Consider the following 24,130-nt stretch of genomic DNA (forward strand, 5'->3'; position numbering starts at 1 on the left):
GCAATTGCCATGAATCTTTTTAATGACCTGAAGGATTAGCATCAGGGTTTTGGAAAATGGCCAGCTTATCGACGAGTTTCTTACTGGCCGAATCAAGGCCGCTAATGCTGACTGTATTATTATTTTCTTTAAGTTTAAGGACTACTTTATCAATTGCTCCTACAGCAGAATCATCCCAAACACGAGCTGAAGAGAAATCAATGGAAATTTGCTTGTTCTGCTCAGATGTATCGAATGCTGCAATAAAGCTGTCAACAGAAGCAAAAAATAATTGTCCTTGCACAAAATATTTATACTCATTTTCTGTTTGCTCTTTGTTTATTTTCAGATGAGATATTTTTGCAGCAAAGAACACCGCGCTCAAGATAACACCTGCAATTACTCCTTTTGACAAGTCATGTGTTGCAACGACTATAACTACTGTAACAACCATAACAATTGCGTCTGTTCGAGGAGCTCTTACTACATATTTAAAGGAAGACCAGTCAAATGTACCGATGCAGACCATAATCATAATGCCAACAAGTACAGGCATTGGTATTTGGACAACTAGATCTCCCAGCACAATAATCAAGAACATTAAAAATGCACCAGCAACAAAGGTCGAAAGTCTGCCCCTGCCTCCTGATCTTACGTTGATTCCAGACTGTCCAATCATAGCGCAGCCAGCCATACCGCCAAAAAAGCCAGTGATAAAATTGGCAATTCCTTGTCCTCTAGCTTCTCTGTTCTTATCGCTGTCTGTATCTGTTGCATCATCTAGAATGCTTGCAGTAAGAAGTGATTCTAGTAAACCTACAATCGCCATAGCAATACTGAATGGAAAAATAATAGCTAAAGTTTCAAATGAAAATGGTACATCCGGAATCAAGAAGGACGGCAAGGTTTGCGTAATATTTCCTAAATCGCCAACTGTTTCAACATGGATATGACCAAAAATTGCTACTGCTGTCAAAACGATGATTGCAATTAACGGTGCCGGCACTGCCTTGACATATCGAGGCAATATATAAACGATTAATAATGTTATGCCGACAAAAAGATAAGTCATATTAGAGATCCCAATAAAATGAGGAACTTGTGCCATAAAAATTAGGATGGCAAGGGAATTAACAAATCCAATCATAACCGCTCTCGGAATGAATTTCATCAGCTTAGCAATTTTAAATACTCCAAAAAGCACCTGAAATACTCCTGTCAAAATAGTTGCTGCAAAGAGGTACTGCAGACCGTAATCCCTTACTAGCGGTCCCATCAGCAATGCCATTGCCCCTGTTGCTGCGGAAATCATCGCAGGTCTACCGCCTGCAAAGGAGATGATGATTGCAATACAGAAGGAAGCATACAACCCTACCATCGGGTCGACTCCTGCAATAATCGAGAAAGCGATTGCCTCAGGAATAAGGGCCAACGCAACGACGATGCCTGAAAGAATATCAGCTCGTACATTGAAGAACCACTCTCGTTTTATTTTTTCTATCAAAATGTTCACCTCAATTTTTTATCGCAGTAGTTCAATAAGGAGAAGTGTAACAGAATTATTCCCAAAAGGGAATATATATTGGGAAGTTTTTTACAAAACTCATTTTCCTATCTATAATGGTTAGTAGCAGAAATGACAAGGGAGCGAAAAAGATGATAATAGGTTATATGAGGCCATCTCAGGAAGATGAAGATTGTCAGCAGCAGGAGCAAATGCTTAAGGACATCTGCGGTAGTATAGTCCGGGAGGAGCATTCATCTGCTAAAAAAAGAGCGGTGCTTACTCAGATGCTGGAGCACATAAATGAAGGGGACAAGATTGTTGTATCCAGATTATTTACGCTAGCTGATTCTAGCAGGCATCTATTTGAGCTGCTGGAAATACTAGAACAAAAAGGTGTCTACCTGCAAGCAATATATGAGGAAATTGACACAGAAGAAAAGAAGGAATACTCCCTAAGGAAAATGGTCGGCTATTTAGTGGAATTTCAAAATGAAATTATCAGTGAACGGACAAAAAAAGGAATGGAATATGCAAAACAAAAAGGCATCTCCACAGGACGGCCAAGAAAAGCAGATGAAAATGTAAAAAAGGCCATCAAAATGTATCAAAGCAAAAAATATAGTCTAAAGGAAATAAAAGAATCTACAGGCATAAGTAAATCAACTCTATACCGCTATCTAGAAAATTAGTGCGAAGAAGGGAGCTTGATGTATGAGGAAAGTGGAAGTGTGCCCATACAGCAATGAGTGGCGTGTTTTATTTGAAACAGAGAAAAAACTTCTTCAGCATATATTTGAAGCAGAGTTGCTGGAAATCCACCATATAGGGAGCACAAGCATACGAGGTATGAAGGCTAAACCAATCATTGACATTATGCCCATTGTAATAAATATACATAATATTGACAGCTATAATGGGAAAATGATTGAAATCGGCTATGAAGCAAAGGGAGAAAACGGAATTTCTGGCAGGCGATATTTTCAAAAAGGCGGCGATGAAAGGACACATCATGTTCATATTTATGAAGCTGGCAGTCCAGAGATTTTCCGTCATCTAGCATTTAGGGATTTTTTGCGTGCTAACAAGGAGGAAGCCGAGAAGTACGGTGATTTAAAAGAAAAACTCTCCCAAAAATATCCTGCTGATATACAGGCATATATAAACGGCAAACATGATGCTGCAGCATCTTTGGAACAAAAGGCTTTAAAATGGGCTAACCTCAGAAAATCAAACCTCCATTTCCAGTAACAATTTTATTCGTTAGGCACAAATTCCTCACAAGTATTTATCTGACAATTGCTGATAAAAACAAATAAAAAGGAGAATATAAGGAATATCAACATTCGTGGGAGGATCATCATGCCAGAACAGAATATTGAGCTTACTTCAACAGAGATTGCTTCGTTATGGACTTCTTATATGAATAACACCATGTCCAAGTGTGTGCTTAGCCATATGAGTAACTCCATAACCGATCAAACGATTGCAGATGCGATAGACAAAGCACTTGTTATCTCTGTCAAGGAGGTAGAGAAGCTTGAACAAATCTTTCAGGAAGAAAATTTTGCACAGCCGTATGGGTTTACAGACAAAGATGTGAATTTAGCAGCTCCTGCTTTGTTTACGGACACTTTCTCCCTTCAATATATTAATCATATGGCAAAAGCAGGTATGCTTGCATACAGCGGATTCACTGCAATGAGTTTTCGGGAAGATATCATCCAGCACTTTACAACAACCTTAAGCGAAACTGCCAAGCTTTATAACCAAACGAATAATGCATTAAAGGAAAAAGGGATGCTGGTTCGCTCACCTTACATAATCCCGCCTTCAGAAAATGATTATATTGACAGTAACAGCTACTTAAGCGGTTTGAATCTTTTTCATAAAAAACGCCCTTTGAATGCCATTGAGATTTCACATTTGTTTCTGAATACCCAAACGAATAATATCGGTTATAAAATCAGCCTTGCATTCGGACAAACATCTAATGACAAAGATGTTCAGGATTATATGATGCGAGGAAAGGATATCTCGCAAAAACATGTAAAAATCTTTGCTGATACGTTAATTGAGGGGAATATACAGAGTCCTATGTCTTCCGATATTGGGATTACGGAGTCCACAAACAAGACATTTTCTGATAAGTTAATGATGTTTCATATGTCTCTACTAAGTGCTTCTGGAATCGGTAACTATGCAGCAGCAGCTGGCGCCAGCCAAAGGAGCGATCTTGCCGTTAATTATGAGCGGCTTTCCTTTGAAATAGCACAGTATGCAAAAGCAGGAGCTAATATCATGATTAAAAACGCTTGGCTGGAGCAGCCTCCAGCAACAGCTGATCGTGAAAACCTCATTAAAAACAAAAAATCAGAACAGAGATGAAGGATAGAAGACAGAGCTATACAAAAAGCTCTGTCTTTTATCATATTAAGGCGCAGGTTTCTTTAAATTTTTTTGAATAATGTGAGCGCTTTCTTCCAATATGTACATAACCGGCATCTGGGATGTAATATTCGAATCCCCGAGAAATACTTCTGTCACATAATAGGCAATATTTATATCTGATATCCTGGCAAGCTGGCAGTTTTTACTATTAGTAATACTGACAATATTGGAACCTTCTACTTTCAGTTGATTTGCCAAGTTAAGAGTGAAGTCAGTTTCCCCAGAAACGGAAAGAATAATGGATGTACTGTTTTTTAAATCCTTGCTGTTTATTGGATAAAATGGATCTTTAATAAAGGAGGAGAATTTTCCAAGACTGGAAAAATACCTTGCACCATATTCGGCTAAAATGCCTGAACTTCCTGTACCTACAAAAATAATCTTATCAGTCCGCAACACGAGTTCTGCCATTTTTTGAATATCGGACTCAAGATTTCCTTTTAGCGTTCGTTCTAAAAACTCGGAGAGATAGTATTGAGTAGATTTCAGATTTTCTTGTTCATTTCTGTCCAAATATAGCTTGAGCTTTACTTTAAATTCTGAGAAGCCATCACAGTTAAGCTTCCTGCAGAAACGCAAGATGCTGGAAGTGGATACATGGGTTTGATCGGACAGCTCTCTAATCCGCATATAAATGACTTTATCGCTGTTTTTCGTAATGAAGTTATAAAGAATCATTTCCAATTCATTGAATGTTTGGACCATTTCTTTTGTAAACAGGTTAATCTCCTCCTAATAGGATCTGTTTTTATTCCAGCAATGATTTCAATCCACAATATAAATATAAAACAACATGTGCCATAATTGAAACAATTTCCACAAATTGAAACAAAAATCTAAGTATCTAAATTATATTGATTAATAAATGAAAGCGTATACAATACAATTTAAGGAGGAGTTAACAAAACCTAGATAGGTTAAAGAAAAAATATCTGGAGGGGTTCATAATGAAAAAACTGTTATTAGTTTGTGCAGCAGGGATGTCTACAAGTCTCTTAGTCAATAAAATGAAGGATGCAGCAGAGGAAAAAGGGGTAAGTATCGAGATATTTGCATTGCCTGTTTCAGAATGCCAAAGCGTAGCAGATCAGGTTGATGTGGTGCTGCTTGGCCCGCAGGTAAGATACCAGAAACCGCAGGTGGAATCCATTATCGCAGGCAGAGTTCCCGTCGAGGTAATTGACATGCGAGCATATGGAACGATGAATGGGAAAGCCGTTTTAGAAAGAGCACTTGAGCTGCTGTAATCAGCAGCTTACAAAGAGAAAAAGATCAGGCAAGACCTCCTGTACAGCATGAATTTACACCCATTGCCTAATCAAACAAATTCTTCATCTAAAGGGTGGAAGAATTATATATTAATAGGGGGAGTAACTTATGGGTTTTATGGCTAATTTTGAAAAATTTGCTGAGAAGGCTTTGGTGCCAGTTGCCTCTAAACTGAACTCACAGCGACATATTGTAGCAATTCGCGATGCATTCATTTTATCATTTCCGATTACGTTAGCTGGTTCACTTATCGTTTTGCTCAATTTCGCTGTATTGGCGCCAGATGGGTTTATTGCAAAAATACTGTTTCTTCACAAGCTGTTCCCTGGCTTAGCAGATTTACAAGCAGTCTTTTCCCCTGTCCTAAATGGATCGACGAATATTCTTTCTATGTTTATCGTCTTTCTAGTGGCAAGGAATATGGCAATTTCGCTTAAAGCAGATGAACTGCTGAGCGGCTTGACGGCATTATCTACATTCTTTATTATTTATCCGCCATATACGGCTGTTGAAGGAACTAACTTCCTGACTACACAGTGGGTAGGGGCCCAAGGTCTTTTCGTTGCCATTATAGTTGGTTTGATTGTCGGTGAGTTTTTCAGTGTGCTTTCCAAGTCAAAGAAATTGCAGATTAATATGCCAGCATCTGTCCCGCCTGCTGTTGCCAGGTCCTTTAAGGTGCTGTTCCCGATCATTATTATTACTGTAGTGTTCGCAGTTGGGAACGCTATCATCAATGCCTTTTATCCGAAAGGCCTGCATGAGTTCATTTATGCAGTAATTCAAACACCGCTAAAGCATTTGGGCACTAATATTTTCTCACTTGTTATTTTGGCAATTGTCTCTAACCTTTTATGGGTATTTGGGATTCATGGTCCAAACACGATTGCTGCTATTCGTGAGGCTATGTTTGCAGAAGCAGGTCTAGAGAACTTGAACTATGTGGCAGAACATGGTTCGGCATGGGGAGCACCATATCCTGTTACTTGGGCAATAAATGATGCCTTTGCTAACTATGGTGGTTCAGGGATGACATTAGGTTTATTGATTGCGATATTTATCGTCGCTAAACGGAAGGATTACCGAGATATCGGCAAGCTATCGATTGCTCCAGGATTATTCAATATTAATGAACCTGTCATTTTCGGTTTACCGGTCGTGTTAAACCCGATTTTGATTTTGCCATTCATATTGGTTCCTGCCGTGAACATTATCATAGGCTATGCTGCTATTGTGACTGGCTTAATTCCGCCAATTGCGTACTCTGTGCCATGGACGACTCCAGGTCCGCTGATCGCATTCTTAGGCACAGGAGGAAACTGGCTTGCATTAGTTATCGGCTTTGTTTGCCTGGCTGTCTCAACACTTATTTATATTCCATTTGTAATGGCAGCAAACAAAGCAGCTGCTGATAACAATGTCTCTAGCGATTCGGAGAAGTCCGCGTAAGAAAATGAACGAATATACAATTGAGTTCTACTGTGGGCAGATTAAATTTATAAAGGATTTTTTTGAGGGCTACCAAGACAGCAGGGTGTCCACATATGTGGAGCAATCAAGCAGAATAAAGGCTGACGTCAAGGTGCATACATTGCTGCCAATCCATGAAACAAAGAAGCATTTAGAGAATGTTTTTAAGCAGTCCAAATATGGATGCGCCCTCCATTTTACAGTTAAGGCAATAGATGAACCCTTTTAATAAATAAGCAAAGAAACCTCTATTTATAATAGAGGTTTCTTTTTTTATAACAATATTTGCTTCATTAAACAACTAAAGGCACAGAGTGTCTCTGAAGCTTTATCAAATCGGCAGGACCGTAGAGGATTTTATTTCTCTTAGGGCAAGGCTGGTATTTATTTTGGAGATGCCAAGTTTATTCAGCTTCTTGATAAAGCTCTCTAATCCACCTGTATCTTTATTGGCAACCTTCAACAAATAGTCATACTCTCCTGTTAAACAATGACATTCCAATATTTCCTCCATACTGCTTAACACACCTTCAAGCTCTGCAATAGCTTCCTCTTGGTGGATATTAGTCGAAATGAAAATATAGCATAACAAATCAAACCCTAATTTTTTATGATTCAAGATTGCCACATGCCTCTCGATAAATCCCTCCTTTTCAAGTCGCTTAATGCGGGCATGTGTGGCTGGAGGAGATAAATTAACGAGTTTAGCAAGCTCGGCGTTGGAAATAGCGGCGTTTTTTTGCAATAAATCTAATAAAGTAATATCAACCGAATCGAGCACTTTATGAACAATGGATTCCATAAATGTAACCTGCCTTTCTTTTATTCTGATTCTGCTGTAAAAATCAGTACACTTCTTTATAAAATTCGGTAAAATCGCAAAATAAATATGAAAGTTTTGTATTTATTGCATTATACAGAATTTTATATCGTTTTAAAAGGTACGGTGATACGATATTAACAAGAAATTTCTAACTTTGTGCTTGAAGGAGTTGTTTGTATGCCGTATGTGTTTCTGTTGATCACAAGCTTTTTATTTGGAGGGAATTTTGTTTTAGGCAAATTTCTTGTTGGGCATGCTTCGCCTGCAACACTGACAAGCTTAAGGTGGGCGCTTGCTGTTATCTGTCTGTTGCCGATTATTTGGAAACGAGAACAAAGATTGATTCCGCCAAAAGCTGCATTGCTGCCTTTATTCCTTATGGGTCTGACAGGAGTAGCTGCTTTTAATCTATTGCAATTTCAGGCATTAGAATATACTTCAGCCAGCAATGTAGGTTTAATCTCAACATTAAATACAATCTCCATTGCGCTGTTTTCCTTTCTTTTATTGAAGGAAAAAATCAATAGCTGGCAAATGGCTGCCATGCTTTTGTCCTTCTCTGGAGTTCTTGTTGTACTAACAGAGGGTTCTTTAAGTCAGTTATTAGATTTACGCTTTAACAAAGGAGATTTATATATGATGGGAGCGGTATGCATTTGGGGGCTTTACTCTGTGTGCAGCAGGTGGGCAATGCAAAAAACATCACCGCTGATGGCCACCTTTTTTTCTGGAGCAATCGGTGTTGTTCTGCTCTTGCCATTTAATGCAGCTGATTTTTCAATCACAGAATTCAATGTTTCCTTCATGGTATCCATCCTTTATACCGGTGTTGTTTCAACAGTCATTTGTATGGTGCTTTGGAATATCGGCGTACAAAAACTCGGTGCTACAGAAGCAGGGCTGTTCCTTAATTTCAACCCAATCTTTACGGCTGTGCTGGCGTCTGTATTTTTGCATGAGAAATGGAGCTGGATGCAGGTTATAGGAAGCCTTGTCGTTATCCTGGGCTGTATTCTTTTTACGAAGCTTAAAAAGCCTCCACAGCTTACTTTAAAAAAGAGTGCGATAGTAATTAATGAAGAGAAATCGACAAATTTCGTCCATGGAAAAAAGTAGCCCTTTCTATTTTAGTTGAAATTTACTATAATAATAAGTACACATAAGCAAGAGGGGATTTCATAATTGGAGTCTCCTTTTGTTTGTTCTAAAATTCTTCATAGTGGATTTAGCAAGTGAGCAATGAGTTTTTACTGTTTTCACTTTTATTGTATAGTTAAATATATGTTAATAAATTTGTATAGAACAGGATGTTGAAATAATGAGCGAAAAACCATATAGAGTACTTCTTTACTATAAATATGCAACTATTGAGAACCCAGAAGAATTCACTAGCGAACATTTAGCTTTTTGTAAGGAGCTAGGTTTGTTGGGACGTATTCTTGTATCATCAGAAGGAATTAATGGTACAGTATCTGGTACAGTTGAACAGACTGATAAGTATATCGAGGCAATGAGAAAAGACCCTCGTTTTGCAGACACTGTCTTTAAAATAGACGAAGAAGAGGGACATGCTTTCAAGAAAATGCATGTGCGTCATAAAAAAGAATTGGTAAACTTAAGTCTTGAAGATGATGTTAATCCGTTGGAGTTAACTGGAAACCATCTAAAACCAGCTGAGTGGCTGGAACAAATGCAGGATCCTAATGCCGTAATTATTGATGCCCGCAATGACTATGAGTTTGACTTAGGTCATTTCAGAGGAGCAATTAAACCTGAAATTGAAACATTCCGGGAATTACCTCAATGGATTCAAGACAACCGTGAAATGCTAGAAGGAAAGAAAATCCTGACTTATTGCACAGGCGGCGTGCGTTGTGAGAAATTCTCAGGCTGGCTTAAGCGCGAAGGCTTTGATGATGTATCACAGCTTGACGGTGGTATCGTAACATACGGTAAAGATCCAGAGGTGCAAGGTAAGCTTTGGGATGGCCAATGCTATGTATTCGACCAACGAATTAGTGTTCCAGTTAACAGAGTCGAGAATGTAGTAGTAGGTAAAGACTACTTTACTGGTGAACCATGTGAGCGTTATGTGAACTGTGCAAACCCAGAATGCAACAGAAAAATTCTTTGCTCACCTGAAAATGAAGAGAAGTTCATGAAGAGCTGCAGTCATGAGTGCCGTACACATTCAAGAAACCTTTATGTAAAAGCACATGACCTTACACCAGAACAAGTGGAAGCAAGAGTGAAAGAAATTGCTGAGTGGGAAGCAAACCATGCTGGCAATTTAGCTTAATGAAAAGAGGATGTCTTAAGGACATCCTCTTTTTGTATTTTACAATTCGATGCTTTCACCAATCTGAAGGACTTTGCCTTTAATACCGCGGTCTTTTAGCGCCTTTACGAAGGCATCTCCATCTTGTTCGATAGCTGGGAAAGTATTGTAATGGATAGGTATGATTAAATCCGCTTTATACCATTCTGCAGCCAGCACAGCATCTTCAGGTCCCATTGTATAGTGATCGCCAATTGGGAGGAATGCGATATCGATATCATGTCTGTCGCCAATAATCTTCATGTCTCCAAAAAGGCCTGTGTCACCAGCATGAAGAATCGTTTTTCCTTCTGCCTCAATGACGAATCCAGCAGGCATGCCGCCATAAAGAATATTTTTGTTTTCTTCATCAATGATACCAGAGCTGTGAAATGCATGTGTCATCTTCGCTTTGGCAAACTGTAAATCTAATGTGCCGCCAATATTCATTCCGATTGTCTCGGCGCCTTGCCAGGACATGTATGCAGCCAATTCAGGTATAGCAACAATTGGTGCATTATTTGCTTTGGAGATTGGTGCTGCATCTAGAATATGATCTCCATGAGCATGTGTTAATAGCACAGCATCAACCTTAATATCATCCACTTTCACTTTAGCTGCTGGGTTTCCACTGATGAAAGGATCAATAATAAGTGATTTTCCATTTGCTTCAATTACAATAGTTGATTGTCCGTGATAGGTAATCTTCATCATACCATCTCCCTTTTTTTTCTTTCCAATAATGACGCTTTGATTTTCACTACTTAGATTAGAATAGTTTAGCCGATTTTGCCAAGCAATATGCTTGTTAGCAGCTAGACTGTTTTTCTTTTGTCAGGAATATATTATAATGAGCCGTTAATCTGAGGAAATTGATGCACTAAATAATTAACGTATCTGTTTCTTAAGAAAATCATGTTCTTGGCAGATTTGTATGTGAACAAATTTTTTTCTACATAATGGGTAGCTTCTTGTTGGCTGACCAATCGGGTATTCAATGCAAGGCTAAAAGAAATAAAGTGTTTAAACACTATCATTTCAACTCCTGACAAGATTATTTTATAATTAGTGTAGTGGAAAAATTAGAATATAACTATTTTTCAGAATAAGGGGGATTCGGGAAATGGCAGAGAAGGTGGCTTTAAATTACGCATTAATGATTGAACAGGTCAAAAGCAGAGGATACAGCAATGAGGAAATACTTGAGGCTCTAAATAAGGGGAATATTGATTTCTTTCGAGAGTTTGGCAAGGGACTTCCAGATTGGGAAACGCTTTTCTCTTATTTTCATGATAAAAAGGAAAAAGTGGAACAGCTGCTTAGAGGCAATTATGAGATTGCATTTTTAACAAAAGGGACATTAAAAAGATACTTGCTGTTTAAATTTGGTTTGGCTGAGGGCAAAGATTTTAAGGATAAGGGAGAAGTGCTTGGAGTATTTATGCTATCACGTGAAGACTACCAGGCTTTATCGAAAAATATAGCAAAAAACTGGATTATCACTAATGTAGAAGAGGATAAGAATAATGTACAATTTACAATTGAATTACAATTTAAACCAGTCCTCTAATAAAATTTTTATAAATAGGTTGTTATTTTTTCAAGAAATCTTTCTTTATTATATAGAGGAGGAAAGATTGATGAAATTCGTTCATGGAAGGATATGTTATAATAAGAAAGTGGCTAATGCGAGTTAGTCCCTTTTTTTACACTAAAAACAGAACATACGTTCCTTTCAGGAGGTGCTAATCATGTGTGAGGAATCTGTTAATGGATTGAAAAGGTTTATAGAAGAGAACAAAGAATTTATGGGAAATACAATTGTACAAGGTTTTTTACGGGAAAAGGGTCATTTTAAGCTGTTTGCCGACGCTGTTTGTTATCCTTCTAAAGAAAACAAAGAAAATTTAGATGAAGCGTTTAAAAAGTATTATTTTACGATCCGGTTCACGTCCTATATCTCCTCTTCCATACATTTTAGCACATTAAATTTTCATAGGAAGCAAAGGCTCTATGCAAACAGATATCCTTTGTTATTGGACGCTGAAACAGAAGATGGTAGGACGCATAAAGACAGAATGGAAGATAGGAATGCTAATTTGGAAGCATATGCAGAAAGGGAGGGAATTCGGGAAAGCATTTCTGAATATATAGCTGATCCTTTACTTTATGATGCAATACAATCACTGTCTGACTCCCAAAAGACCGTTCTCTATTTTGCTTATATTAAGAAGCTCAATGATACAGAGATAGCGGAGGTGATCCAAAAAAGCCAGCAATATGTGTCGAAGTGCCATCAAAAAGCTTTGCAAAGGATATACAGCTATATGGCCCAAAAAAAGGAGGATTATAGACGATGAGTATTGGAGACTTGACGCAATGGATGACAATTGTAAGCAATTACGCATTTCCGGTGAGTGTTTCTATATATCTGTTATTAAGAATTGATAAAAAGCTTGAACGGTTGGGAAAAGAGCTGACAAAAAGGACGGAAGAAGGAAAGGAAAATGGATGATGGCCACATTATATTCATTAGTAAAAGAGTCGAAGATTAACAAGGATGCATTAGAAGAAGTGATAGAGATGTTTGAACCAAAGTTGAACAAAGCAGTCCAATATACTTCCCCTAATGAACAAGATGATCTCTCACAAGAATTGAAAATGCTGTTAATGAAATGCATTCAGCTATATGATTTAGATAATATCCCAGGCTTCTGGGAATTTAGAGACAAAATCAATAAAATCAAATAATAAGATAAAAGGCTCCTTTCGCCAGATGGCAAAGGAGCACTTTTTTTAAAAAAGTATTAATCAGTACCTTGCATTGAACAGTAGGTGGTGTTATATTATTAATCAAAGACCAGTACTGTTCATTGTATAGTACTAAAAGAAAGGAGATCTGTAATTGAACGTCCAATTTAAAAAGGGAGTCCTTGAGCTTTGTGTTCTTGTTCTGCTTGATAAACAAGACAGGTACGGATATGAGCTTGTTCAAAAAATTTCTGATCAGATCGAAATATCAGAAGGCTCTGTTTACCCGCTGTTAAGAAGGTTGACGAAAGAAGAATACTTTTCAACCTACCTCCAAGAATCTACAGAAGGCCCTCCAAGAAAATATTACAAGCTTACTGAAAAAGGCAGGGAATATCTCCAAACATTACTTAGTGAATGGCAACAATTCAGAGACGGTGTTGATACTTTAATTAAAGAAGGTGCTAGTGATGAATAAAGATCAATTTATAAAGGAACTGTCTGTGTTACTGAAGGATTTAAATGGTAAGGAAAAACAAGAGATATTGCATGATTACGAGGAGCATTTCCAATTTGGAATCGAAGAAGGCAAAGCAGAGAACGAGATTGCTGCTTCTTTAGGATCACCAAAATTGCTGGCAAAAGAAATACTTGCCAATTACCACCTTGAAAATGCTAAGGGTGCTCAAACAGCTGGAAATGTTATGCGGGCAGTATGGGCGGTGATTGGGTTGAGCTTCTTTAATATCATCATTGTGTTAGGTCCGTTTATTGCGCTTGTTGGTGTTATATTAGCTGGCTGGGCTGTTAGCATTGCCGGCATCAGTACTCCGCTTCTCGTTCTTCTTAACAATCTTTTTGGAAGTTCCTTTGATCTTTTTGAATGGTTTTTATCCTTTGTCTACTGTGGAGCTGGTTTATTGCTATTTGTAGGGATGCAATGGATAACAAAATGGTTTATGCACGGCTTTGTCCGTTATATTTCATTCAATACAGCATTAGTTAAAGGAGGCATCAAGTAATGAACAAACGAAAGTTACTGTGGGCTGGAGCAGTTTTGCTTGTGATTGGACTGATTGGCAGTCTAGCCACCTATAAACAAAGTGCAGAAAAATTTGATTTGAATGAAAGAAAAGTAATAGAAAGCAATAACTTTGAGCATGTGGAAATTTCAGCAGATAACGCTGCAATTGAAATTCATCCAATACAAGAGTCTTCAGCTTATGTTCAGCTATCGGGAACAAAAAGAGGAAATAGAGAATTGAATTATTCAGCAGAAGTTGAAAGCAATAAACTTAAAGTGATATTAAAGGAAAAAGGACATCAGCTTATTCCAATGAGCTTATTTGGGGACAGTGAGCTTAGCTTAGATTTGTACTTGCCGGAGAAACAATATGCCAGCATGATAGCAGATATTAAAAACGGCAGGATAAAAATGACAGAGTTGTCTTCAAGAGAAGTTGTGCTCCATACAGCAAACGGCCGTCTGGAATTGGCAAATATAACTGCAGAAACAGTTAAGGCAGACTCTTCTAATGGAAGAATTCAGTTGGATAATGTCTCAGGGGAAATCGATGGAAAAACAATCAATGGAAGAATTGAATTGAACGCAAGCGCATTAAATCAGGATATACAATTACAAACAAACAACGGCGAAATCTCCATAACAGCAGAGAAGGAACCAGAAAATGCTAACATAAGTGCAGAAACAGATAATGGGGATATTGAAATTTTTAAGCAAGCCAATTCTAATGTAATCTTCGGTGATGGTGAGTATAAGATAAGATTAAAAACAAATAATGGAGATATAGAGGTAAATTAAAAGAGTAGCCCTTTTTTCAGGAAAAAAGGGCTTATTTTTTTATGTGATTTTTTATTTAAAAAAGCAGTTGACAAGTAACCGTTTACAGAATTACCTTTATATAGACCAATCGTTATAATTTTTCCTAAGGAGGATATGAGCTTGGGTGAAAAGGGGAACACTCGTGAGTTGATCCTAGAGACTGCCTCTCGCTTATTCCAGATTCAAGGCTATTATGGAACTGGCTTGAATCAGATTATTGCAGAGAGCAATACACCAAAGGGATCACTTTATTACTATTTCCCTAGTGGTAAAGAGGAATTAGCAATAGAGGCAATAAAATATACAGAAAATGTGCTGTTGCAGAAGACAAAGGATATTCTGTTTTCCGTCAACGACGCAATAACAGCATTTCAGTTGCATATCAATGAAATCGCTGCTGATTTTGACAAGAAGGAAAGCATACACGGAATGCCAATCGGACTTATAGCGTCAGAAACAGCGTCGACATGTGAGCCAATTAGAAAGACTTGCTTAGTGACTTTCGAGAAATGGCAAGCTGTATATGCAGAAAAGCTTAAGGAAAGCGGATTTTCTGCTGAAGAGGCTGCAGATTTAAGCATACTTATCAATTCTATGATAGAAGGAGCCATCGTCCTGTGCTTAACAAAGCAATCAGGAAAGCCGATGAGAATTGTTGCAGATAAGCTTCCAAAGCTGCTGTCACAAGAATGTTAAGAAAGATGAAAGGGGATTTTTTATGGAAATGAATATGGACGCGGTAAAGGGGAAGGGAATGGAAGGAAGGCAATTTAAGACATTGCCTATCGTAACTTCTTTCTTGATTGCCGGTTTTATAGGTATGTTCAGTGAAACTGCCTTAAATATGGCATTGAATGATTTAATTGTTATTTTTAATATTGAGCCGACAACAGTTCAATGGCTGACAACAGGCTTTTTGCTTACATTGGGTATTTTAGTCCCAATTTCAGGATTATTGCTGCAATGGTTTAAAACTAGACAGCTTTTCTTTGCATCATTAAGTTTCTCTATATTAGGAACACTAATTGCTGCACTTGCACCAACCTTTGAATTTTTATTAGTGGCAAGAATTGTGCAGGCTGTCGGAACAGCGTTGCTGCTGCCGCTAATGTTTAACACGATTTTGCTAATTTTCCCTCCTGAGAAAAGGGGAGGAGCAATGGGAATGATCGGGCTTGTTATTATGTTTGCTCCAGCTACTGGGCCAACAATTTCTGGTTTGATTATTGAAAATCTGACATGGCATTGGATTTTCTGGATTTCCTTGCCGTTTCTAGTATTTGCTTTATTGTTCGGTATTCGTTATATGGAAAATGTCTCAACTGTAACAAAACCGAAAATTGATATAGTATCGATTATCTTGTCTACATTAGGCTTCGGCGGAATTGTATTTGGCTTCAGCAGTGCTGGAGAAGGCGGAGACCATTCAGGCGGCTGGGAAAGCCCAGTTGTAATTGTCTCTCTAATCGTAGGTGTAGTTTCACTTATTCTTTTCTCCATTCGTCAGTTTAAAATGGAACAGCCAATGATTAATCTTCGAGCATTTAAATACCCGATGTTCGTCTTAGGACTTATCTTAGTCTTCATGTCTATGATGCTTATTCTGTCTACGATGCTTCTTCTTCCAATGTATCTGCAAGGCGGTTTAGGTTTAACAAGCTTTACAGCAGGACTACTGTTGTTGCCTGGAGGTTTAATTAACGGATTCCTTTCACCAGTGATGGGAAGATTGTTTGATAAATATGGACCAAAATGGCTCGTCATTCCAGGTCTTGCCCTATGTTCAGTTGTTCTATGGTTCTTTACAGGAATTACAACAACATCAACAGTTGCGCTGATTATCGTGCTGCACAGCTGTTTAATGATTGGTGTATCCATGATTATGATGCCAGCACAAACAAATGGTTTAAACCAGCTGCCACCTCAATTATATCCTGATGGTACAGCGATTATGAACACATTACAGCAAGTTGCAGGAGCGATTGGTACAGCAGTCGGTGTATCTATATTGGCTTCTGGTCAGAAGAACTTCCTGGCAGGGGTAAGCAACCCTATGGACCCTGCTAATATTCCTGCTGCATTAACTTCAGGTGTACAAAGTGCCTTTACTTTTGCACTGATTGTAGCAATAATCGGATTTATTTGCAGTCTCGTAATAAAAAGAGTAAATCCAAAACATTAATCATAAAAAACAGTCTGTATGAAAAATGCAGGCTGTTTTTTTGTGCTTAGAATTTCGAGAATATTGAAGAACTTTGGCGAAATACCGCGCTAGCATCCGTCAACAAATCCTCTAAAGCTGCTATTTTGCTAAGCAGCATCAAAGCAAGAGCATTTTTTCTCCTAAATATTAAAACTGTCTTTACAAAGATTTACCAATATTTAATTTTCCCTAAACGATTACCATACAATCTCATTCTATACTTGACACAAAGGTTCAAAATACACATAAACAGTCTACGAGGTGACAATATATGCGTGAAAAGAGCTTTAATATCTACCACGATTACACCATTGTCGAGGGGGAAAAGTTCTCTGTACCAAAGGAAGCAGAATACTACTTGTATACAAAAAGGTGTTTGGATCTGCTGCTGGCAAGCGTTGGGCTAATTTTAGCAATACCGATTATTGCTGTCTTCGCAATTCTAGTTGTGTTAGAGAGCCCAGGCTCCCCATTTTATATACAGCAGCGCGTTGGAAAAAACGGAAATTACTTTAATTTAATAAAGCTTCGCTCTATGCACAATGATGCCGAAAAGGAAGGCGCTAAATGGGCCGAAGCAAATGACCCGCGTGTTACGAAAGTTGGTCATTTCATGAGAAAAACTAGAATAGACGAGCTTCCTCAGCTGTTATCTGTTTTAAAAGGAGATATGTCTATTGTTGGTCCGCGGCCGGAAAGACCAGTCTTTACTGCACAGTTTGACAGTGAGATTCCTGGTTTTGCGAAAAGGCTAGCAGTAAGACCTGGTTTGACTGGACTTGCTCAGGTAAGCGGAGGATATGAAATTACTCCTCGTGAAAAACTTCAGTATGATCTTGAGTACATTTCAAACTTGACGTTTAAGCTTGAACTGAAGATTATGCTGAAAACAGTAAAGGTATTGGTTACAGGTGAAGGCGCGCGCTAATTGACCGTATCTAAAGAGTTAAGCATAGGAATGAGCAGATTTTAACATTGCCATAGTTTTAAGCGAAGTTGGACCAACAGTCCCAGCTTAAAGCATTGTGTCTGCTGTTCCTGCTTTTTAGTATGTTTCTAATGCTAGTTTTTGCCTACCAGGTTTTTTGAGCTGGATTCAGATGAAAGTGTAGTGATTATGAGTCTAATGCTCGTTAATATGCTTTATTTCCAGTTAGCTAAATAAATGTAAAAGGAAGAGAAGCATGAAGATTCTGTGGATTACGAGTGTTTATCCGAGTAAAGAACAGCCTGGCAATGGGGTATTCCATGAAACACAGGTTCAAGCTTTGAAAAAACGAGGGTTAGAGATAACGGTAATCTGCCCAACACCGCAAAACCCTGCCGTTTTAAGAGCGCTAAAGAAAACATATAAGCGCAAAACTTTGCCGTTTTATGAAGTACGAGAGGGAGTGAAGGTTTATAGGCCGATTTATAGAGCACTTCCAGGGCAGCTCAGATGGGCACAGCCGGACAAGAGAATTGCTAAGGCGATTCTAAAGACGATCCAAGACAAAAGTCTGCAATTTGATATGATCCACGCACATTTTGCGATGCCGTCAGGAGGCGCTGCTCATATTATTTCAAAAGAGCTGCAGAAACCATGGCTTTTAACACTGCATGGAAGTGATGTGCATATTTATCCTGCTTTTAGCAGAAGTGCCAACAAAGCATTTCAGCGCTCTGTTCACTCTGCCGATGAAGTGATATCAATCGGAAGACATCTTGCTCTAGCAGCAAAGGAAAAGACAGGCAGGGATAGCTTTGTTCTCCCTATTGGGATAAACCTTTCTAGATTTCAGGCTGCAGCATTGCCGAAGGAGAACGTAAGAAAAGAGCTTAAGCTGCCTTCTGACAAACAGCTGATTACCTTTATTGGAAGGCTTGTAAAGGAGAAAGGCGTGTATGAACTTGCTGAAAGTCTTAACCGACTCCCAAAAAATATGGCAGTTGTCTTAGTCGGAGATGGCCCTGCAATGGATGATTTAAAAAAGCATGAACAATATGGAAAAAGGCTGTTTCTTCCTGGCCAAATTAGCAATGATAAAGTGAAGGATTACTTGCAGGCAAGTGATATATTCGCATTGCCTTCTTATTCGGAAGGGATGCCGACTGTTGTCATAGAGGCAATATCTATGAAAGTGCCAGTTATTTGTACAGCAGTAGGCGGGGTACCCGACTTGTTCGGCGAGTTCAATCATTTGCTTATTAAGCCAAAGTCCGTTGACAGCATTGTTGAAAGAGTATTGGACTATCATTCAGAAAAATATGACCTTCCTATTATTAAGGATCAATTGCTTCAATATGTACAAGACAACTTCCATGTGGGCAGAAATGCTGAAGTCTTGGAAAAACGCTATCGGAAACTGGCATGGAATGAAGGCAAAGCTTCATTAAGCATTAAGGGGGATTAAGGATGAGCAGAGCAGTTGTAACAGGTGGAGCAGGATTCATTGGTTCCCATATTGTCGAAGAATTATTAGCAAATAATTATGAAGTGATTGTAGTTGATAATTTCACTACAGGTCATTATCGAAATATTAGCCATCTTCCTATTAAAATCTATGACTATGATATTACCGATCCTTCCTGCATTGATTTTATATCATCATTAAATCCGGAATATATTATCCATCAGGCTGCCCAAGTAAGTGTAGCTGAATCAGTACATGATATATTGCACGATGAAAATGTTAATGTAAAGGGTTCACTGCACGTCATTAAAGCAGGCATTAAAGCATCCATAAAAAAAATAGTATTCGCTTCATCGGCTGCTGTTTATGGAAATCCGCATTTTCTGCCTGTTACGACAGATCACCCTACAATGCCTGAGTCTCCGTATGGGTTAACAAAGCTGACTGTTGAGCGCTACTTGCAAATGGCTTATAAGTTTTACCAGTTGCCATACAGCATCCTTCGGTACAGCAATGTTTATGGTCCAAGACAAGACGCGAAAGGAGAAGGCGGGGTTGTCTCTATATTTGCTGACAAGATAGCTGAAGGAAAAGCACCTGTTATATTTGGAGACGGCGAACAAACAAGGGACTTCATTTATGTAAAGGATGTAGCAAAGGCTAATGTTAAAGCGATGGAGGCGCAAGGGAATATTTGTGTAAATATCTCCACTCAAACCAAAATTACGGTCAATGAATTATGGGAGACAATGGTCAAGGCTGGTGACATCCAATTAAAAGCAGAGCATCAAGCTGCAAGGCCAGGGGATATTCTGCACAGCACTCTTTGCAATCAAAAAACATTGGATGTATTAAATTGGGTCCCGCAAACAAGCTTGGAAACGGGGTTAAAGGAAACGCTAGTTTTTACAAGGAGTATGCTCCAAGGAACAAAATGACTAATGGAAAGAAAGGGTCTGAACAGTAAATGGAAAGCAAGCAACTAGTTCGTCAGACAATTGGAGCGCTAATTGTTGTCATGGCATTACTCTCCCTTTTATATGCGATCCAAAATTTTGATATGAAGCTGCTGCTTCTTCTCCTCGGGGGCTTTGGGGGACTGCTCCTTTTTTTATACTTAAAATCGACTATTGGGCTGGAGGATATGGTGAGAGGGGCAGTTTATGCCCTTCTCATCACTACGTTTTTGAATCAGTCTATTATCAACATTAATATTGGTTTTTTTAGCTTGTTTTTGTATAGAATTCTGCTTATTGCTGCAGTATTTATTTATTTTATGTATGCCATTTCAGACAAGGGCTTAAAAAAAGACTTTGATGGTTTGTCTGTTAAAGGTATCTGGCTGTTTTTAGCAATATGGCTTGTGTATGGAACAGTATCCATGCTTTGGGCAAGATCGATTATCGAAACATTCAAGTACATGTCGCTTATGTGGATGGGCTTGTTGTTCGTCTACTTAGCAAATGTCACATTTACTAGAGTATCCCGTCTGATAATCTTTTATGTCATTTGGATGGGAATGACGCTTCTTTTAATGGCCATTGGATTGGTGAACCATTATCTGCATATTCAACTGCCAACCTCGAGCCTTTATGGTGCTGGCGAATACAGAATCGGCTATCCGACAGCAGTGTTTTTTAACCAAAATGACTTTGCTGCATTTTTGAGTATTTCTTTCTTTTTCTATTTAGCAGCAGCAAAAAACGGCAGCAGTATAAAGGTCCGAATTCCTGCTCTTGTTTTGAGTGTTTTATCCTTTTATGTCATCTATTTGACACAATCTCGCGCAGGTATCCTTTCCGTATTAATCGGGCTGTGTTTTTATGTTTTCCTGCTGGTCAATGATAAGCTGAAAAAGCTGCTTTTAATCGGTGCTTTTTCAGCCGCAGGGATTGCAGTCCTCTTGTTTTCAGGAAGATTAATAGGGAAATTCCAGCATGCTTTCACACAAGCAAACCTTTATGGAGCAGATGAGACGATGCCCTCCAATTTGGCAAGAATAAATCTGCTACGAAATATACAGCAGTATATTATTGATACATTTGGTATTGGTGTAGGAGCAGGGAATATTCCTTATTACTTAAAAAACCATCCTGTATTTTCTACGGGAGGTGTGCAGCAGGCGCATAATTGGCTGGCTGAAATAGCAGGCAACTTCGGGATTTTTATCCTTCTTGGTTACGTAGGGCTTATCCTTTCCCTGTTTATCCAATTGTACAGGATCTACAAAAAGGCAAACAGCAGGACATATAAAATGCTTTTAGAGGCAAGCATGCTTGGACTGGCAGCTTTTATGGCATCCAGTATCAGTCCCAGCACAGTCAGCAATTTGTATTTTCATTGGGTATTGATGGGCTTTATCATTTCTGTCCTGTCAGTGTTTAAAAAAAGAATTAAAGCAATGGATAAGGGGATTGTATCTCATGAAAGATAGCATAAAACGAATTGTTGGCCGACTGAAGAAATATATATGGGCAATTTTAATTATTTGCGTGGCAATGCCGATTCTTGGCTGGTTCATGCCCACAGGCAACGGACAGTCGGAATACACATCAGAAGCGATAATCAAACTAGGAAACTATGAAACCAGCTATTTAACAAATGCTGATCAGCTTGTTTCCTTGTTATCAAATGAAGCATCATTTAAACAAATCCTCCCGGATGTTTGGGAAGAGGAGGTAACTGATAAGCTCGCGGTCTCCTCTACGCCTAGTAAACTGCTTGTGCTTAGCCTTACAGGAAAAACAGAAGAGGAAGCATTAAACAATCTGACAACTATTGTTGATGGCTTTATGAAGCTTGATCAGTCTTCCTTTGAAGAAAAAAGCACAATTATTGAATCAAGCATTCAGGCATTAGAGACAGAAAATGCAAGCAGTGATACGATTGTTGACCAACAGCGGTTTCTTTATGAATTAAAGAACGAAAAGCTTGGTCTCGAGCAGGCTATCTTGATTAAGGATGTTTATGTAAAAGGGCAGATAGTGGAGGCTTCTGCAGAAGACAGAGTTATATTAGGGGCTTTATTAGGTATCATGGCGAGTATTTTAATATTAATCACTCCAGAGTTTATACGAGCACATTCCCGACAGTGAGGTGTCTTTCTTGAAAGAATTAGTTTCGGTAATTATGCCTTCATATAACAGCAAGGATTATATTTCGTTCAGCATTGAGTCTGTTTTAAAACAGACTTACCCTAATTGGGAGTTGATTATTGTCGATGATTGTTCGACAGATGGAACCCCTGATATGCTGGCAGAGTGGGCAAAAGCAGATGAGCGAATACATGTTATTAACAGGAAGGAAAACGGCGGAGCAGCTATGGCGCGAAATACAGCATTGGATTATTCGTCAGGGAGGTATATTGCCTTTTTAGACAGTGATGACAAGTGGAAGCCGAATAAACTGGAACTGCAGCTTCGTTTCATGGAAGAGAACAATTATGCCTTTACGTTTACATCGTATGAATATATTACAAAAGATGGAGAACAGCTGGAGAAGCAAGTTCACGCTCCGAGGATTATCTCCTATCAGGATATGCTGAAAAACACGATTGTCGGCTGTCTTACGGTCATCGTCGACAGAAGTATCATTGGTTCCTTCCACATGCCGAATATAAGAACTCGACAAGATTTGGCTACGTGGTTAAGTATCCTGAAAAAGGGACATAACGCTTATGGTATGAAAGAAATTCTGGCTGAATACCGTATCGGCAATGATTCTATTTCCAATAATAAGTGGAAATCAGCGCAAAAAACATGGTTTGTTTACCGGGAAATTGAGAGACTTAATCTCGCTAAAGCAGCATGGTGTTTTTCCCATTATGCTTACCATGCGATTAGAAAAAGGATATAAGGTGGTCAAAAATGAAATCAATCCATGTACTTGTAGCAACAGCAGAATGGGAGAATGACCAGTTGCGCTACAGAAGACATCGTTTGGCAGAATATTTGCAGAAACAAGAAAAAACAGCTGAAGTGATTTGGTTATGTCCTGGGAAATCTCTGGACAGCGAGGCAGTAGAAATACTTCCAAACGGTATTAAGCAATGGAAAGTTGCTGATTTGGGTGACAATAAGCTGCTTCGTTTCAGCCGCTTTATATCTATATTCTATAAGAAAAAACTAGAGAAACTGGTTGCTTATTTACAGGCAAAGCAAAGTGCGTATGATATCAACCTATGGTACACCTATCCTGCTTTTCCAATTCTTGCGGAGATGTTCCCTTGGAGAAAAATTGTATATGATTGCAGTGATTTATGGGCAGCATCCATTGATGGAAACAAATCTGCAGTAAATATGCTTAAGTATAAGATTATTCAATCAAGTGAGAGCAGAATTATCGAGAGTGCTCATACTGTTACATGCACCTCTGTCTATTTAGCTGAGCAAGTAAAAGATAAGCTGCCAATCCCAAAACAAAAAAAGGTCTATACGTATGAAAATGGGGTTGATTTTTCGCTGTTTCAGCATAATGAGAAAGCTGCGCACGTGTTAGCAGACAAGGGAAATGGACCTGTGCTAGGGTATATTGGCGGAATAAAACCGAAGCTGGACTTTGCTCTTATTCAAGAAGCAGCAGAGCAAAGAAAGGATTGGCAGTTTTTATTTGTTGGGCCTGACGGAACGAACCAAAGTGAAGAATTCCAGAAATTATTGAAGCTTCCGAATGTTACTTGGACAGGAAGTGTACCGCCAACATTAGTTTCCCATTATATGAATTTAATTGATATAGGAATTATGCCGTATAAACCATCTACTTATAACAAAGCAATATTTCCGCTTAAGCTGTTCGAATTTCTTGCAGCAGGGAAGGCAGTTATTGGGACGAACTTGCCGTCAACCAAAAGATATGCTGAAAATGGCATCTATACACATCTTGAAGGAACCAGTGTTAGCAGCTTCCTAAAAGCATGCGAAGAGATCCGCATTAATAAAGCCGAGACAGAAACAGCAGAGAGAAGGATATCACTGGCAAAAACCAAAGATTGGAATATGATTTTCGCCCAAATGATGGAGCTATAAATAATTAAACAAAAAGGGAATGTAAGCAGCCGGCTTGCATTCCCTTTTCTTTATAGTTGCTGTGATGAGACTGGTAAGAGGATATAATGCTAAAATAGTTTTA

General features: G+C 38.6%; 28 protein-coding genes. 24 read left to right on the plus strand and 4 right to left on the minus strand.

What is annotated here, in order from left to right; translation table 11 throughout:
- Positions 1-19: 19 nt before the first annotated feature.
- The gene (locus tag L8T27_RS01145) at positions 20-1,483 is read right to left on the minus strand and encodes a SulP family inorganic anion transporter (RefSeq protein ID WP_233316839.1); all 1,464 of its coding nucleotides are present in this window, start codon (positions 1,481-1,483) and stop codon (positions 20-22) included.
- A gap of 152 nt (positions 1,484-1,635) precedes the next feature.
- On the opposite strand from L8T27_RS01145, the gene L8T27_RS01150 reads away from it, so the two are divergent.
- From L8T27_RS01150 to L8T27_RS01160, 3 genes are all read left to right on the plus strand, one after another.
- Positions 1,636-2,175 carry a recombinase family protein gene (locus L8T27_RS01150; RefSeq protein WP_237940556.1) on the plus strand — a complete coding sequence of 180 codons (540 nt, stop codon included), beginning with the start codon at positions 1,636-1,638 and terminating at the stop codon, positions 2,173-2,175.
- A gap of 22 nt (positions 2,176-2,197) precedes the next feature.
- Complete coding sequence (locus tag L8T27_RS01155) at positions 2,198-2,734, plus strand: GrpB family protein (protein WP_233316841.1); 537 nt, start codon at positions 2,198-2,200, stop codon at positions 2,732-2,734.
- A 111-nt stretch (positions 2,735-2,845) separates the two neighbouring features.
- Positions 2,846-3,871, plus strand: a complete 1,026-nt coding sequence (locus L8T27_RS01160; protein WP_233316842.1) for a DUF3231 family protein — start codon at positions 2,846-2,848, stop codon at positions 3,869-3,871.
- A gap of 45 nt (positions 3,872-3,916) precedes the next feature.
- Here L8T27_RS01160 and L8T27_RS01165 read toward each other — a convergent pair whose 3' ends face one another.
- A complete protein-coding gene (locus L8T27_RS01165; RefSeq protein ID WP_237942198.1) occupies positions 3,917-4,654 on the minus strand; it encodes a MurR/RpiR family transcriptional regulator in 738 nt (245 codons plus the stop codon).
- Between the two features lie 227 nt (positions 4,655-4,881).
- Here L8T27_RS01165 and L8T27_RS01170 point away from each other — a divergent pair, with 227 nt between their 5' ends.
- From L8T27_RS01170 to L8T27_RS01180, 3 genes are all read left to right on the plus strand, one after another.
- Positions 4,882-5,181, plus strand: a complete 300-nt coding sequence (locus L8T27_RS01170) for a PTS sugar transporter subunit IIB (protein ID WP_233316843.1) — start codon at positions 4,882-4,884, stop codon at positions 5,179-5,181.
- Positions 5,182-5,311: 130 nt separating this feature from the next.
- On the plus strand, positions 5,312-6,652 hold the full coding sequence (locus L8T27_RS01175; RefSeq protein WP_233316844.1) for a PTS sugar transporter subunit IIC: 1,341 nt from the start codon (positions 5,312-5,314) through the stop codon (positions 6,650-6,652).
- 4 nt (positions 6,653-6,656) lie between these two features.
- On the plus strand, positions 6,657-6,902 hold the full coding sequence (locus L8T27_RS01180; RefSeq protein WP_233316845.1) for a hypothetical protein: 246 nt from the start codon (positions 6,657-6,659) through the stop codon (positions 6,900-6,902).
- A gap of 102 nt (positions 6,903-7,004) precedes the next feature.
- On the opposite strand, the gene L8T27_RS01185 is transcribed toward L8T27_RS01180, so the two are convergent.
- Positions 7,005-7,475, minus strand: a complete 471-nt coding sequence (locus tag L8T27_RS01185; protein WP_233316846.1) for an Lrp/AsnC family transcriptional regulator — start codon at positions 7,473-7,475, stop codon at positions 7,005-7,007.
- Positions 7,476-7,673: 198 nt separating this feature from the next.
- Between L8T27_RS01185 and L8T27_RS01190 the strand changes: the two genes are divergently transcribed.
- Both L8T27_RS01190 and trhO read left to right on the plus strand, forming a co-directional pair.
- The gene (locus L8T27_RS01190) at positions 7,674-8,612 is read left to right on the plus strand and encodes a DMT family transporter (protein ID WP_233316847.1); all 939 of its coding nucleotides are present in this window, start codon (positions 7,674-7,676) and stop codon (positions 8,610-8,612) included.
- 202 nt (positions 8,613-8,814) lie between these two features.
- Entirely contained in the window at positions 8,815-9,795 is a 981-nt protein-coding gene (gene trhO, locus L8T27_RS01195; protein WP_233316848.1) for an oxygen-dependent tRNA uridine(34) hydroxylase TrhO, read from the plus strand.
- A 39-nt stretch (positions 9,796-9,834) separates the two neighbouring features.
- Here the strand turns inward: trhO and L8T27_RS01200 are convergent, their stop codons facing one another.
- Complete coding sequence (locus L8T27_RS01200) at positions 9,835-10,527, minus strand: metal-dependent hydrolase (protein WP_233316849.1); 693 nt, start codon at positions 10,525-10,527, stop codon at positions 9,835-9,837.
- A gap of 409 nt (positions 10,528-10,936) precedes the next feature.
- Between L8T27_RS01200 and L8T27_RS01205 the strand changes: the two genes are divergently transcribed.
- The 16 genes from L8T27_RS01205 (at position 10,937) to tuaH (ending at position 24,027) form a co-directional block, all read left to right on the plus strand.
- Entirely contained in the window at positions 10,937-11,383 is a 447-nt protein-coding gene (locus tag L8T27_RS01205) for a hypothetical protein (RefSeq protein WP_237940557.1), read from the plus strand.
- 181 nt (positions 11,384-11,564) lie between these two features.
- Positions 11,565-12,173 (plus strand): sigma factor-like helix-turn-helix DNA-binding protein, encoded by a 609-nt coding sequence (locus tag L8T27_RS01210; RefSeq protein WP_233316851.1) that lies wholly within the window; start codon positions 11,565-11,567, stop codon positions 12,171-12,173.
- On the plus strand, positions 12,170-12,328 hold the full coding sequence (locus L8T27_RS01215) for a YvrJ family protein (protein ID WP_233316852.1): 159 nt from the start codon (positions 12,170-12,172) through the stop codon (positions 12,326-12,328). The genes L8T27_RS01210 and L8T27_RS01215 overlap by 4 nt, the downstream gene beginning before the upstream one ends.
- Positions 12,325-12,564 (plus strand): helix-turn-helix domain-containing protein, encoded by a 240-nt coding sequence (locus L8T27_RS01220; RefSeq protein WP_233316853.1) that lies wholly within the window; start codon positions 12,325-12,327, stop codon positions 12,562-12,564. The genes L8T27_RS01215 and L8T27_RS01220 overlap by 4 nt, the downstream gene beginning before the upstream one ends.
- A 154-nt stretch (positions 12,565-12,718) precedes the next feature.
- On the plus strand, positions 12,719-13,042 hold the full coding sequence (locus L8T27_RS01225) for a PadR family transcriptional regulator (RefSeq protein WP_233316854.1): 324 nt from the start codon (positions 12,719-12,721) through the stop codon (positions 13,040-13,042).
- Positions 13,035-13,586, plus strand: a complete 552-nt coding sequence (locus L8T27_RS01230) for an HAAS signaling domain-containing protein (protein WP_233316855.1) — start codon at positions 13,035-13,037, stop codon at positions 13,584-13,586. The genes L8T27_RS01225 and L8T27_RS01230 overlap by 8 nt, the downstream gene beginning before the upstream one ends.
- The gene (locus tag L8T27_RS01235; RefSeq protein WP_237940558.1) at positions 13,586-14,386 is read left to right on the plus strand and encodes a DUF4097 family beta strand repeat-containing protein; all 801 of its coding nucleotides are present in this window, start codon (positions 13,586-13,588) and stop codon (positions 14,384-14,386) included. The genes L8T27_RS01230 and L8T27_RS01235 overlap by 1 nt, the downstream gene beginning before the upstream one ends.
- Before the next feature lie 141 nt (positions 14,387-14,527).
- Positions 14,528-15,103 carry a TetR/AcrR family transcriptional regulator gene (locus L8T27_RS01240; protein WP_233316857.1) on the plus strand — a complete coding sequence of 192 codons (576 nt, stop codon included), beginning with the start codon at positions 14,528-14,530 and terminating at the stop codon, positions 15,101-15,103.
- A gap of 58 nt (positions 15,104-15,161) precedes the next feature.
- Positions 15,162-16,589, plus strand: a complete 1,428-nt coding sequence (lmr(B), locus tag L8T27_RS01245) for a lincomycin efflux MFS transporter Lmr(B) (protein ID WP_233316935.1) — start codon at positions 15,162-15,164, stop codon at positions 16,587-16,589.
- Between the two features lie 292 nt (positions 16,590-16,881).
- Complete coding sequence (locus tag L8T27_RS01250; protein WP_233316858.1) at positions 16,882-17,538, plus strand: sugar transferase; 657 nt, start codon at positions 16,882-16,884, stop codon at positions 17,536-17,538.
- Between the two features lie 256 nt (positions 17,539-17,794).
- Positions 17,795-19,003, plus strand: a complete 1,209-nt coding sequence (gene tuaC / locus L8T27_RS01255) for a teichuronic acid biosynthesis protein TuaC (RefSeq protein WP_237940559.1) — start codon at positions 17,795-17,797, stop codon at positions 19,001-19,003.
- Positions 19,004-19,005: 2 nt separating this feature from the next.
- Positions 19,006-19,941, plus strand: a complete 936-nt coding sequence (locus tag L8T27_RS01260; RefSeq protein WP_237940560.1) for an NAD-dependent epimerase/dehydratase family protein — start codon at positions 19,006-19,008, stop codon at positions 19,939-19,941.
- 29 nt (positions 19,942-19,970) lie between these two features.
- Positions 19,971-21,437, plus strand: a complete 1,467-nt coding sequence (gene tuaE, locus L8T27_RS01265; RefSeq protein WP_233316861.1) for a teichuronic acid biosynthesis protein TuaE — start codon at positions 19,971-19,973, stop codon at positions 21,435-21,437.
- Positions 21,427-22,098, plus strand: a complete 672-nt coding sequence (locus tag L8T27_RS01270) for a hypothetical protein (protein ID WP_233316862.1) — start codon at positions 21,427-21,429, stop codon at positions 22,096-22,098. Before tuaE ends, L8T27_RS01270 begins: the two co-directional genes overlap by 11 nt.
- 1 nt (position 22,099) lies before the next feature.
- Positions 22,100-22,858, plus strand: coding sequence for a teichuronic acid biosynthesis protein TuaG (gene tuaG, locus L8T27_RS01275; protein WP_233316863.1), 759 nt, complete (start codon positions 22,100-22,102; stop codon positions 22,856-22,858).
- A gap of 11 nt (positions 22,859-22,869) precedes the next feature.
- Positions 22,870-24,027, plus strand: a complete 1,158-nt coding sequence (gene tuaH, locus L8T27_RS01280) for a teichuronic acid biosynthesis protein TuaH (RefSeq protein WP_237940562.1) — start codon at positions 22,870-22,872, stop codon at positions 24,025-24,027.
- Positions 24,028-24,130: the final 103 nt, after the last annotated feature.

It is taken from the genome of Niallia sp. Man26, from assembly GCF_022049065.2.
Classification (GTDB): Bacteria; Bacillota; Bacilli; order Bacillales; family Cytobacillaceae; genus Niallia.

Bases quoted from the DNA above. Each gene is read 5' to 3' on its own strand.
- L8T27_RS01250 (WP_233316858.1), top strand. From the start codon at position 16,882: ATGCGTGAAAAGAGCTTTAATATCTACCACGATTACACCATTGTCGAG.
- L8T27_RS01215 (WP_233316852.1), top strand. From the start codon at position 12,170: ATGAGTATTGGAGACTTGACGCAATGGATGACAATTGTAAGCAATTAC.
- L8T27_RS01210 (WP_233316851.1), top strand. From the start codon at position 11,565: ATGTGTGAGGAATCTGTTAATGGATTGAAAAGGTTTATAGAAGAGAAC.
- tuaC (WP_237940559.1), top strand. From the start codon at position 17,795: ATGAAGATTCTGTGGATTACGAGTGTTTATCCGAGTAAAGAACAGCCT.
- L8T27_RS01180 (WP_233316845.1), top strand. From the start codon at position 6,657: ATGAACGAATATACAATTGAGTTCTACTGTGGGCAGATTAAATTTATA.
- L8T27_RS01230 (WP_233316855.1), top strand. From the start codon at position 13,035: ATGAATAAAGATCAATTTATAAAGGAACTGTCTGTGTTACTGAAGGAT.
- L8T27_RS01200 (WP_233316849.1), bottom strand. From the start codon at position 10,527: ATGATGAAGATTACCTATCACGGACAATCAACTATTGTAATTGAAGCA.
- L8T27_RS01260 (WP_237940560.1), top strand. From the start codon at position 19,006: ATGAGCAGAGCAGTTGTAACAGGTGGAGCAGGATTCATTGGTTCCCAT.
- L8T27_RS01155 (WP_233316841.1), top strand. From the start codon at position 2,198: ATGAGGAAAGTGGAAGTGTGCCCATACAGCAATGAGTGGCGTGTTTTA.
- L8T27_RS01170 (WP_233316843.1), top strand. From the start codon at position 4,882: ATGAAAAAACTGTTATTAGTTTGTGCAGCAGGGATGTCTACAAGTCTC.
- tuaE (WP_233316861.1), top strand. From the start codon at position 19,971: ATGGAAAGCAAGCAACTAGTTCGTCAGACAATTGGAGCGCTAATTGTT.
- L8T27_RS01185 (WP_233316846.1), bottom strand. From the start codon at position 7,475: ATGGAATCCATTGTTCATAAAGTGCTCGATTCGGTTGATATTACTTTA.
- trhO (WP_233316848.1), top strand. From the start codon at position 8,815: ATGAGCGAAAAACCATATAGAGTACTTCTTTACTATAAATATGCAACT.
- L8T27_RS01220 (WP_233316853.1), top strand. From the start codon at position 12,325: ATGATGGCCACATTATATTCATTAGTAAAAGAGTCGAAGATTAACAAG.
- L8T27_RS01270 (WP_233316862.1), top strand. From the start codon at position 21,427: ATGAAAGATAGCATAAAACGAATTGTTGGCCGACTGAAGAAATATATA.
- L8T27_RS01190 (WP_233316847.1), top strand. From the start codon at position 7,674: ATGCCGTATGTGTTTCTGTTGATCACAAGCTTTTTATTTGGAGGGAAT.
- L8T27_RS01205 (WP_237940557.1), top strand. From the start codon at position 10,937: ATGGCAGAGAAGGTGGCTTTAAATTACGCATTAATGATTGAACAGGTC.
- tuaH (WP_237940562.1), top strand. From the start codon at position 22,870: ATGAAATCAATCCATGTACTTGTAGCAACAGCAGAATGGGAGAATGAC.
- L8T27_RS01160 (WP_233316842.1), top strand. From the start codon at position 2,846: ATGCCAGAACAGAATATTGAGCTTACTTCAACAGAGATTGCTTCGTTA.
- L8T27_RS01175 (WP_233316844.1), top strand. From the start codon at position 5,312: ATGGGTTTTATGGCTAATTTTGAAAAATTTGCTGAGAAGGCTTTGGTG.
- L8T27_RS01150 (WP_237940556.1), top strand. From the start codon at position 1,636: ATGATAATAGGTTATATGAGGCCATCTCAGGAAGATGAAGATTGTCAG.
- L8T27_RS01235 (WP_237940558.1), top strand. From the start codon at position 13,586: ATGAACAAACGAAAGTTACTGTGGGCTGGAGCAGTTTTGCTTGTGATT.